Source organism: Enterobacter sp. WCHEn090032 (assembly GCF_003986875.1).
GTDB lineage: Bacteria > Pseudomonadota > Gammaproteobacteria > Enterobacterales > Enterobacteriaceae > Enterobacter > Enterobacter sichuanensis.
Genome location: NZ_RXRN01000010.1, coordinates 155,547 through 164,809 on the forward strand (window position 1 = coordinate 155,547; position 9,263 = coordinate 164,809).

Annotated in this window: 11 protein-coding genes; 9 read left to right on the forward strand and 2 right to left on the reverse strand. The window is 53.7% G+C overall.

Annotation, left to right across the window (positions count from 1 at the left end; all coding sequences use genetic code 11):
• Positions 1 to 34: 34 nt before the first annotated feature.
• Together spy and ves are read left to right on the forward strand one after the other, a co-directional pair.
• Positions 35 to 526, forward strand: a complete 492-nt coding sequence (gene spy, locus EKN83_RS11080) for an ATP-independent periplasmic protein-refolding chaperone Spy (RefSeq protein WP_126800920.1) — start codon at positions 35 to 37, stop codon at positions 524 to 526.
• A gap of 297 nt (positions 527 to 823) precedes the next feature.
• Positions 824 to 1,381, forward strand: a complete 558-nt coding sequence (gene ves, locus EKN83_RS11085) for an environmental stress-induced protein Ves (RefSeq protein ID WP_025757361.1) — start codon at positions 824 to 826, stop codon at positions 1,379 to 1,381.
• Here the strand turns inward: ves and cho are convergent.
• Positions 1,359 to 2,237 carry an excinuclease Cho gene (cho, locus tag EKN83_RS11090; protein WP_045285270.1) on the reverse strand — a complete coding sequence of 293 codons (879 nt, stop codon included), beginning with the start codon at positions 2,235 to 2,237 and terminating at the stop codon, positions 1,359 to 1,361. The genes ves and cho overlap by 23 nt on opposite strands.
• 114 nt (positions 2,238 to 2,351) lie before the next feature.
• Positions 2,352 to 3,179, reverse strand: a complete 828-nt coding sequence (gene nadE, locus EKN83_RS11095) for an ammonia-dependent NAD(+) synthetase (protein WP_025757359.1) — start codon at positions 3,177 to 3,179, stop codon at positions 2,352 to 2,354.
• Between the two features lie 221 nt (positions 3,180 to 3,400).
• On the opposite strand from nadE, the gene osmE reads away from it, so the two are divergent.
• The 7 genes from osmE to chbG all read left to right on the forward strand — a co-directional run bounded on the left by osmE (position 3,401) and on the right by chbG (position 9,251).
• Positions 3,401 to 3,745, forward strand: a complete 345-nt coding sequence (osmE, locus tag EKN83_RS11100; protein ID WP_003857836.1) for an osmotically-inducible lipoprotein OsmE — start codon at positions 3,401 to 3,403, stop codon at positions 3,743 to 3,745.
• Between the two features lie 281 nt (positions 3,746 to 4,026).
• Positions 4,027 to 4,344, forward strand: a complete 318-nt coding sequence (gene chbB, locus EKN83_RS11105) for a PTS N,N'-diacetylchitobiose transporter subunit IIB (RefSeq protein WP_008500676.1) — start codon at positions 4,027 to 4,029, stop codon at positions 4,342 to 4,344.
• Between the two features lie 79 nt (positions 4,345 to 4,423).
• Positions 4,424 to 5,782 (forward strand): PTS N,N'-diacetylchitobiose transporter subunit IIC, encoded by a 1,359-nt coding sequence (gene chbC, locus EKN83_RS11110; RefSeq protein WP_025757358.1) that lies wholly within the window; start codon positions 4,424 to 4,426, stop codon positions 5,780 to 5,782.
• 47 nt (positions 5,783 to 5,829) lie between these two features.
• Positions 5,830 to 6,177 carry a PTS N,N'-diacetylchitobiose transporter subunit IIA gene (chbA, locus tag EKN83_RS11115; protein WP_045285271.1) on the forward strand — a complete coding sequence of 116 codons (348 nt, stop codon included), beginning with the start codon at positions 5,830 to 5,832 and terminating at the stop codon, positions 6,175 to 6,177.
• Positions 6,178 to 6,206: 29 nt separating this feature from the next.
• Positions 6,207 to 7,025 carry a transcriptional regulator ChbR gene (gene chbR, locus EKN83_RS11120; RefSeq protein WP_025757356.1) on the forward strand — a complete coding sequence of 273 codons (819 nt, stop codon included), beginning with the start codon at positions 6,207 to 6,209 and terminating at the stop codon, positions 7,023 to 7,025.
• Positions 7,026 to 7,134: 109 nt separating this feature from the next.
• A complete protein-coding gene (locus EKN83_RS11125) occupies positions 7,135 to 8,490 on the forward strand; it encodes a 6-phospho-beta-glucosidase (RefSeq protein WP_045285272.1) in 1,356 nt (451 codons plus the stop codon).
• Between the two features lie 11 nt (positions 8,491 to 8,501).
• Positions 8,502 to 9,251 (forward strand): chitin disaccharide deacetylase, encoded by a 750-nt coding sequence (gene chbG, locus EKN83_RS11130; RefSeq protein WP_025757354.1) that lies wholly within the window; start codon positions 8,502 to 8,504, stop codon positions 9,249 to 9,251.
• Positions 9,252 to 9,263: the final 12 nt, after the last annotated feature.

Sequence of the window (9,263 nt, forward strand, 5' to 3'; positions counted from 1 at the left end):
CGCCGAAGAATAACTGAAAGAAAGGAAATAAATTATGCGTAAGTTTACTGCACTGTTTGTTGCTTCTACCCTGGCTCTGGGCGCTACCAGCATGGCGTTCGCCGCAGATACCGCAACCACCTCTGCCGCGCCTGCTGAAGGCAAAATGATGATGCATCATAAAGGCAAGCCGGGTATGCACGAGATGATGATGTTTAAGGACCTGAACCTGACAGATGCGCAAAAGCAGCAGATCCGCGACATCATGAAAAGTCAGCGCGATCAGATGAAACGTCCACCGCTTGAAGAGCGTCGTGCGATGCATGACATCATCGCCAGCGACAGCTTCGATAAGGCGAAAGCTGAAGCGCAGATCGACAAAATGGCCGAGCAGCATAAAGCCCGTATGCTGGCTCACATGGAAACCCAGAACAAGATCTACAACATTCTGACGCCGGAACAGAAAAAACAATTTAATGCGAATTTTGAGAAGCGTCTGACAGAACGTCCGGCGATGGAAGGTAAAATGCCAGCACCAACCGAATAATCGGTTCACACTCTTAAGACCGCCGGGATCCTGTCCACAAAAGCGCAATCGCTGTGGACAGGACCGGCGGTTTTTCTTTCCTGCCCTCTTGCCTGCCGCCGCCAGCGCGGTATTCTCCTGTAGTCGCTTCAGAGAATGTTTGTAGAGTCATGACGTTAGTAAATTTATTGACGTTGCGCTAAGGCTTGCCCGCTCTGCTGCCGATACTGTGTCTGTGAATACCCAACGATAACAAACAAGACAGCAACGATAGCAATATCCTTGCCCTGGCACGGGTTGTGCCATTCAGGAGTGGTGATGGAGTTCTTTGATATCCGTAAGATGCCGGTCAGCCTCTGGCGCAATGGTGCTGGCGAAACGCGTGAGATTTGTTGTTTCCCACCCGCAACGCGCGATTTTCACTGGCGTGCCAGTATCGCGACTATCGCCAGCAACGGCGAATTCTCCTCATTCCCCGGCGTCGATCGGGTGATTACCTTGCTGGAAGGAGGGGAGGTGACGCTCGATGCCGGTCAGGCGTTCTTCCATACCCTAAAGCACCATCAGCCTTACAGTTTTGCCGGCGATCTGCCGGTCAAGGCGCTGCTGTCCGATGGGCGGATGGCGATGGACTTCAATATTATGACCCGTCGCGACTGTTGTCGGGCGAAGGTGCGCGTGGCCGACCGGACCTTTACCACCTTTGGCACACGCGGGGGCGTGGTCTTTGTCTTAAGCGGGGCGTGGCAGTTGGGGGATAAATTGCTGACGGCCGATCAGGGCGCCAGCTGGGAGGAGGGTACCCATACTCTGCGTCTGCTGGAGCCTCAGGGCACCCTGTTGTTCAGTGAAATTACGTGGCTGCCAGGCCATTGAGCTCAATGACTTCAAACTTACCGGCTAAGACGGGTTTACAGAGAATTTTATAGCCATCGTGGTCAAATCCGGCGGGTGTGCGCAACAGGGTTGCCGCGTCGTTGATATCGTCGACGGCGCCCAGCCAGAACCAGTTGTTGACGATGTGGTACTGGGTCATCGCTTCACCCACCTCTTTTAGCGCAACGGCGCCTTCCCAGGGCCAGCAGTTAACGCTGATGGTCGCCAGGCCGGCGAGGAGCCGGGCGTGATGCGCGTCGACACTCTCTTTCCCGCAGCAGGCGCCTGCGCAGCGCTTAAGTGCCGACCGGAAACAGGCCCGTCCGCGGGTGGTCGCCTCGAGACCCAAAAGGCTGTAGCAAAGCTGCAGCTCATCCGCCAGGGTTTGCAGCGCCTGGAGCGCGGCACGTTTATTCGCAAACAGGCCGTAAAGATTCGGGGCATGAGAAAAATCGACCTCGCGCGCGTAGACAACCTGCGGCTTGCCGGCGGTTATTTGCAGGGAGCAGAGCTGACGATTGCGGCGCAGGCGCTTGTTAAACAGCGGCTGTTGTTCTTTTATAAGCCTGGCTTCCAGTAACAGCGCGCCCATTTCTCCCGCCGTCTCGAACCAGGATATGCGGCGCGACTGGCGCAGCATGGCGGCCTCGTCCGGCGTACGCAGATGGGATAACACCCGGCTGCGAATATTCACGCTTTTGCCGATATAGAGCGGCAGGGTGTCGCTTTCACCGTGAAAGATATACACGCCCGGCAGCTTAGGCAGCGCTTCAAGCCAGGGACGAAGGTGCTCGGGATATTCGTAGATAGCCGCCGCTTCAAATTCAAGACGCGGGGCGGATTGACGCCTGCTCACATACCACTCCATATACTGTTCAGGTATACAGTGTAGCAGAGGCGGTTTGGTTAAAAAAGAGCCGGGTCGCGGCTGCGCCTTACCCGGCTTACAAAACTGGGTTACCGTTTTGCTTTATTTTTTCCAGAAATCGTCAAACACCGTAATCGGTGGGCGACGCTTGTGTTCGGTTTTCAGATACCAACCTTCGATGATTTTGGCGGTACCTTCATCCAGCGTTTTGCCTTCAAGATAATCATCGATATTGTCATAGGTCACGCCCAGGGCTGCTTCATCCGGCAGGGAAGGACGATCATCCTCCAGATCCGCTGTCGGCGCTTTCTTGTACAGATGCTCCGGGCAGCCCAGCGCGGCAAGCAGCTGCTTACCCTGACGCTTATTCAGACGGAAGATCGGGTTAATGTCGGTGCCGCCGTCGCCGTATTTGGTGAAGAAACCGGTGATCGCTTCGGCTGCATGGTCGGTGCCGACCACGACGCCTTTGGTCATCCCGGCGATGCTGTACTGCGCTTTCATACGCTCACGGGCTTTTTCGTTGCCGCGAACAAAATCGCTCAGCTCAATGCCCGCTTCGCGCAGGGCCTGCTCGCTCGCCAGCACCGATCCTTTGATATTCACCGTCAGTACGCGGTCAGGCTGAATAAAGGCGATGGCATCCTGACAATCCTGTTCATCCGCCTGTACGCCATACGGAAGGCGTACGGCGATAAACTGCAGGCTTTCATCTCCCGTCTCCTCGCGCAGCTCTGAAATCGCCATCTGGCAGAGCTTACCGGTCAGCGTGGAATCCTGGCCGCCGCTGATGCCCAGCACCAGAGATTTCAGGAAAGAGTTGGTCTTTAAATACGCTTTTAAAAAATCCACGCTGCGGCGGATCTCTTCATTTGCATCTATCGCGGGCTTCGCGCCCAGCGCCTGGATAATCTCTTGTTGCAGAGTCATCACGCTCTCCATAAACAGAATGTGTTAACTGTTAAAACTAACCCTTTGGACGGAAAACGACAAGGATCACAGTTTCGAGTGCGCTAATTTGCGCCGTTTTAGCAGGTTATCGTTGTTTTATTAGAATTTTCCGAAATTCGTCTGGCGTAACTCACAAAGTTGAACAATAGTACTTTTTATCCCATGCTTAGATAACACGCTGATAAACAAGAGGACGGAATATGAACAAGAACGTAGCAGGAATTCTTAGCGCAGCGGCGGTACTGACTATGCTGGCAGGGTGTACGGCGTACGATCGCACCAAAGATCAGTTCACACAGCCCGTGGTGAAAGATGTCAAAAAAGGCATGACGCGTTCGCAGGTGGCTGCGATTGCCGGTAAGCCGTCTTCAGAAGTGACGATGATCCACGCGCGTGGTACCTGTCAGACCTATATCCTGGGTCAACGTGATGGTAAGGCAGAAACCTACTTTGTCGCGCTGGACGATACCGGTCATGTCATCAACTCCGGGTATCAGACCTGTGCAGAATATGACACCGATCCGCAGGCACCTAAGGCGCAGTAACCTTGCTGCTCTGAGGATGTTAACAAACCGGCCCATCGGCCGGTTTTTTTATCCATACGTAAATCTTATTTCTTTGCGCGAATTATTTGCCCGAAATGTGAAGGTAGTCAACAAGCCAGGTCAATGAGAGACAATTTAGGCCTGTCCAGAATTATCCCCCCTCTGTACCATTACGTATACTCACTCCAACGATAAACAACAGTCAGCACACTACCTGTCAGCCAGGAGAGCGAGTCGAGTGATAGCGAGACGGCAGGTAGTCATACATGAGGGAAATTACGATGGAAAAGAAACATATCTACCTGTTCTGCTCAGCGGGCATGTCAACCTCGCTTCTGGTGTCAAAGATGCGTGCGCAGGCTGAAAAGTATGAAGTGCCTGTGGTGATCGAAGCGTTCCCGGAAACGCTGGCGGGTGAAAAGGGGCAGACTGCGGATGTCGTTTTACTCGGGCCGCAAATTGCCTACATGCTGCCAGAAATACAACGTCTGTTACCCAATAAACCGGTCGAAGTGATCGACTCGGGGCTGTACGGCAAGATTGATGGTTTAGGTGTACTTAAAGCTGCTGTGGCAGCCATTAAAAAAGCGGCTAATTAATTTTTATTTTTCCCGTCAAAGAGTTATTTCACACACAATACGCCGTAACAGTCGTTGCGGCATTTAAGGGTATTTTCCTATGAGTAAAGTCATCGCTTCACTTGAAAAGGTACTCCTTCCTTTTGCTGTTAAAATAGGAAAGCAGCCTCACGTTAACGCCATCAAAAACGGCTTTATTAAATTAATGCCATTGACGCTGGCCGGGGCAATGTTCGTTTTAATTAACAACGTTTTTCTGAGCTTTGGTGAAGGTTCCTTCTTTTATTCATTAGGAATTCGCTTAGACGCATCGACAATTGAAACCCTTAATGGTTTTAAAGCCATCGGCGGTAACGTATACAACGGTACGTTGGGTATTATGTCGCTGATGGCGCCTTTCTTTATCGGAATGGCACTGGCAGAAGAGCGGAAAGTGGATCCGCTGGCCGCCGGGTTATTATCCGTTGCCGCCTTTATGACCGTCACCCCCTACAGCGTCGGTGAAGCCTATGCGGTGGGCGCCAACTGGCTGGGTGGGGCCAACATCATCTCCGGTATTGTTATCGGTCTGGTGGTGGCAGAGATGTTTACCTTTATTATCCGTCGCAACTGGGTGATTCGCCTGCCGGATAGCGTGCCGGCTTCCGTTTCCCGTTCATTTTCCGCGTTGATTCCAGGCTTCATTATTCTCTCCATCATGGGGATTATTGCCTGGGCGCTCTCTCACTGGGGCACAAACTTCCACCAGATCATCATGGACTCTATCTCTACGCCGCTGGCGTCGATGGGTGGTGTGGTCGGTTGGGCGTACGTGATTTTCACCTCCCTGCTGTGGTTCTTCGGCGTGCATGGTTCACTGGCACTGGCCGCGCTGGACAGCGGTATCATGACCCCATGGGCACTGGAAAACGTTGCACTTTATCAGCAGTACGGCTCCGTTGACGCGGCGCTGGCGGCCGGTAAAACCTTCCATGTGTGGGCGAAGCCGATGCTGGACTCCTATATCTTCCTGGGGGGTACCGGGGCGACGCTGGGTCTGATCATCGCGGTCTTTATTGTCTCTCGTCGCGCTGACCATCGTCAGGTGGCGAAGCTGGCACTGCCGTCAGGTATCTTCCAGATTAACGAACCGATCCTGTTTGGTCTGCCAATCATCATGAACCCGGTGATGTTCATTCCTTTCATCCTGGTTCAGCCGCTGCTGGCGGGGATCACCCTGACCGCGTATTACCTGGGCATTATCCCACCAATTACCAACATTGCGCCATGGACAATGCCGGCGGGTCTGGGGGCATTCTTTAACACCAACGGTAGCGTCGCCGCCTTCCTGCTGGCGATATTCAACCTCGGGATTGCAACGCTGCTCTACATGCCGTTCGTGGCCATCGCCAACAAAGCCGCAACCGTTATTGATGAAGAAGAGAGCGAAGAGGATATCGCCCTCGCACTGAAATTCTAAAATTGCACGGCGCGGGGCAACCCGCGCCAGCGAAAAGGAGCTTAAAGATGTTAGATTTGGACAGTATCGTTGCAGAAGAAAGCGCAGAGAATGACCTCGAAGAAGTGGTGATGGGCCTTATCATCAACTCCGGTCAGGCACGCAGCCTGGCGTATGCCGCGCTCAGGCAGGCTAAGCAGGGCGATTTCGCCGCCGCGAAAACCATGATGGAACAGTCCCGTACCGCGCTCAATGAAGCGCACCTGGTGCAGACGAAGCTGATTGAAGGCGACCAGGGCGAAGGGAAGATGAAGGTCAGTCTGGTGCTGGTACACGCCCAGGATCACCTGATGACCTCGATGCTGGCGCGCGAGCTGGTGGCGGAGTTAATTGAGCTTCACGAGAAGATGCAGTAAGTCAGACTGAGTAGCAGGGGGTCAGCACGATGGAAATTAAAACCGCACTTGAGCAGCAACTGTTTAATGGCAAGAATTTTCACGTGGTTATCTACAACAAGACGGAGAGCGCGAGTGGTCTGCACCAGCATGACTACTACGAGTTCACGATTGTTCTGACCGGCCGCTACTATCAGGAGATCAACGGTAAGCGCGTTCTGCTTGAGCGCGGAGATTTTGTCTTTCTGCCGATGGGCTCCCATCACCAGAGCTTTTACGAATTTGGCGCCACCCGCATTCTGAACGTGGGCGTCAGCAGACGCTTCTTTGAGAAGCACTATTTGCCGCTGGTGCCGTTCTGTTTTGTGGCATCACAGGTCTATCGCGTCAAAAACGAGTTCATGACCTGGATTGAAACGGTGATTGCCTCGCTCAACTTCCGCGACAATGAGTTCGATGAGTTTATTGAAACGGTGACCTTCTACGTGATGAACCGGCTGCGCCATCACCGTGAAGAGCAGCAGGTGACGGATGATATTCCACAGTGGCTGCGCAGCACCGTTGAGCTGATGCACGATAAAGGCCAGTTCAGCGAAAATGCGCTGGAAAATATGGTTTCACTGTCGGGGAAATCCCAGGAATATCTGACCCGTGCGACCCAGCGCTATTATCGTAAAACGCCGGTGCAAATTATTAATGAAATCCGCATTAACTTTGCCAAAAAACAGCTGGAAATTACCAACTATTCTGTCACGGATATTGCCTATGAGTCCGGGTACAGCAGTCCCAGCCTGTTTATTAAAACGTTTAAGAAATTGACCTCATTCACACCAAACAGTTACCGGAAGAACCTGACGGTAATTAATTAACGTTCGGCGGATTGCCCGCCACAAATATTGCTTTAATGGCTTGCCCAAATAGCGGGAAGAGTACGCTATACCTTGCAGGCGATTAACCTGATACGCTAAGGGAGATATTATGCAGAAGAAATTGAAAGTCGTAACCATTGGTGGCGGCAGCAGCTATACCCCGGAATTACTTGAAGGTTTCCTGAAACGGTATCACGAATTACCGGTCAGCGAATTATGGCTGGTTGACGTTGCGGAAGGGCAGGAAAAACTGGATATCATTTTTGACCTGTGTCAGCGCATGGTGGCGAAAGCCGGTGTGCCCTTAACCGTACACAAAACACTCGATCGCCGTCTGGCGCTGAAAGATGCGGATTTCGTTACTACCCAGCTGCGCGTGGGCCAGCTGAAAGCGCGCGAGCTGGACGAGCGTATTCCCCTGAGCCACGGTTATCTGGGGCAAGAGACCAATGGCGCGGGCGGCCTGTTTAAAGGTCTGCGTACCATCCCGGTCATTTTCGACATCGTCAAAGACGTGCAGGAGATCTGCCCGAACGCGTGGGTGATTAACTTCACCAATCCGGCCGGTATGGTGACCGAGGCGGTCTATCGGCATACGAATTTCAAACGCTTTATCGGTGTCTGTAACATTCCGATTGGCATGAAGATGTTTATCCGTGACGTGCTGGCGCTGACTGACAGCGACGATCTTTCCATCGATCTGTTCGGCCTGAATCACATGGTGTTCATCAAAGATGTCATCGTGAACGGCAAATCGCGCTTTGCCGAACTGCTCGACGGCGTGGCGTCGGGACGTCTGACCGCCGCATCCGTGAAAAATATCTTCGACCTGCCGTTCAGTGAAGGGCTGATCCGTTCCCTTAATCTGCTGCCGTGCTCCTACCTGCTCTACTACTTTAAGCAGAAAGAGATGCTGGCCATTGAAATGGGCGAGTACTATAAGGGCGGCGCACGGGCTCAGATCGTGCAGAAAGTTGAGAAGCAGCTGTTTGATTTATATAAAGATCCGAACCTGAACGTCAAACCAAAAGAGCTGGAGCAGCGCGGAGGAGCTTACTACTCCGATGCGGCGTGTGAAGTGATCAACGCCATTTACAACGACAAGCAGGCCGAGCACTACGTCAATGTGCCGCACCATGGCCATATCGACAATATCCCGGCCGATTGGGCCGTGGAGATGACCTGCATCCTCGGCCGCGATGGCGCGAAACCGCATCCGCGTATTACCCACTTTGATGAGAAGGTGATGGGCCTCATTCACACCATCAAAGGGTTCGAGGTGGCGGCCAGCAACGCGGCGCTGAGCGGTGAGCTGAACGACGTGCTTCTGGCGCTGAACCTCAGCCCGCTGGTGCATTCCGACCGCGACGCAGAAGTGCTGGCGACAGAGATGATCCTGGCCCACGAAAAATGGCTGCCAAACTTTGCCGCCACGGTAGAGAAGCTCAAGTTCCAACACCGTTAAGAGGATGTGCGATGGAAAACCTGCTGATCGTCAATGCTGATGATTTTGGCCTGTCAAAAGGGCAGAACTACGGCATTGTTGAAGCCTGTCGTCGGGGGGTAGTCACCTCGACGACGGCGCTGGTGAATGGAGAAGCGATTGAGCATGCGGCGCAGCTGAGCCGCGAGGTGCCTGACCTGGGCGTGGGCATGCACTTTGTGCTGACCCTGGGCATGCCGCTTTCAGCGATGCCGGGCCTGACGCGCGACGGACAGTTGGGGAAATGGATTTGGGAGATGGCGGAACAGGACGCGCTGCCGCTTGAAGAGATTGCTCGCGAGCTGGACTGTCAGTTCAACCGTTTTGTGGACCTCTTTGGTCGTGAACCGACGCATATCGACAGCCATCACCATGTGCATATGATCCCGGCGATTTTCCCTCTGGTTGCGGAATTTGCGCAGCGTAAAGGCGTCGCCATGCGCGTGGATCGCGACGTGCGCGGGCTGCCGGCGTACGCCGTGGCCACAACCGAGGGGTTCAGCAGCGCGTTCTACGGCGATGCGATCGACGAGGCGCTGTTCCTGAAGGTGCTGGACGATTCCGCTGCTCGGGGTGAACGGTCGCTGGAGGTGATGGCGCATCCCGCCTTTGTCGATAACACCGTGCGTAAGAGCGCCTACTGCTGGCCGCGCCTGGCGGAGCTGGATGTGTTGACGTCGCCATCGCTCAAGTACGCGATTGCTGAGCGCGGATATCGGTTGGGAACGTTCAGGGATCTGTGAGACATTCACCCT

What these genes read in the sequence shown, in the direction of transcription:
- spy (WP_126800920.1), top strand. Translation starts at nt 35, where the DNA reads ATGCGTAAGTTTACTGCACTGTTTGTTGCTTCTACCCTGGCTCTGGGC.
- ves (WP_025757361.1), top strand. Translation starts at nt 824, where the DNA reads ATGGAGTTCTTTGATATCCGTAAGATGCCGGTCAGCCTCTGGCGCAAT.
- nadE (WP_025757359.1), bottom strand. Translation starts at nt 3,179, where the DNA reads ATGACTCTGCAACAAGAGATTATCCAGGCGCTGGGCGCGAAGCCCGCG.
- osmE (WP_003857836.1), top strand. Translation starts at nt 3,401, where the DNA reads ATGAACAAGAACGTAGCAGGAATTCTTAGCGCAGCGGCGGTACTGACT.
- chbB (WP_008500676.1), top strand. Translation starts at nt 4,027, where the DNA reads ATGGAAAAGAAACATATCTACCTGTTCTGCTCAGCGGGCATGTCAACC.
- chbC (WP_025757358.1), top strand. Translation starts at nt 4,424, where the DNA reads ATGAGTAAAGTCATCGCTTCACTTGAAAAGGTACTCCTTCCTTTTGCT.
- chbA (WP_045285271.1), top strand. Translation starts at nt 5,830, where the DNA reads ATGTTAGATTTGGACAGTATCGTTGCAGAAGAAAGCGCAGAGAATGAC.
- chbR (WP_025757356.1), top strand. Translation starts at nt 6,207, where the DNA reads ATGGAAATTAAAACCGCACTTGAGCAGCAACTGTTTAATGGCAAGAAT.
- EKN83_RS11125 (WP_045285272.1), top strand. Translation starts at nt 7,135, where the DNA reads ATGCAGAAGAAATTGAAAGTCGTAACCATTGGTGGCGGCAGCAGCTAT.
- chbG (WP_025757354.1), top strand. Translation starts at nt 8,502, where the DNA reads ATGGAAAACCTGCTGATCGTCAATGCTGATGATTTTGGCCTGTCAAAA.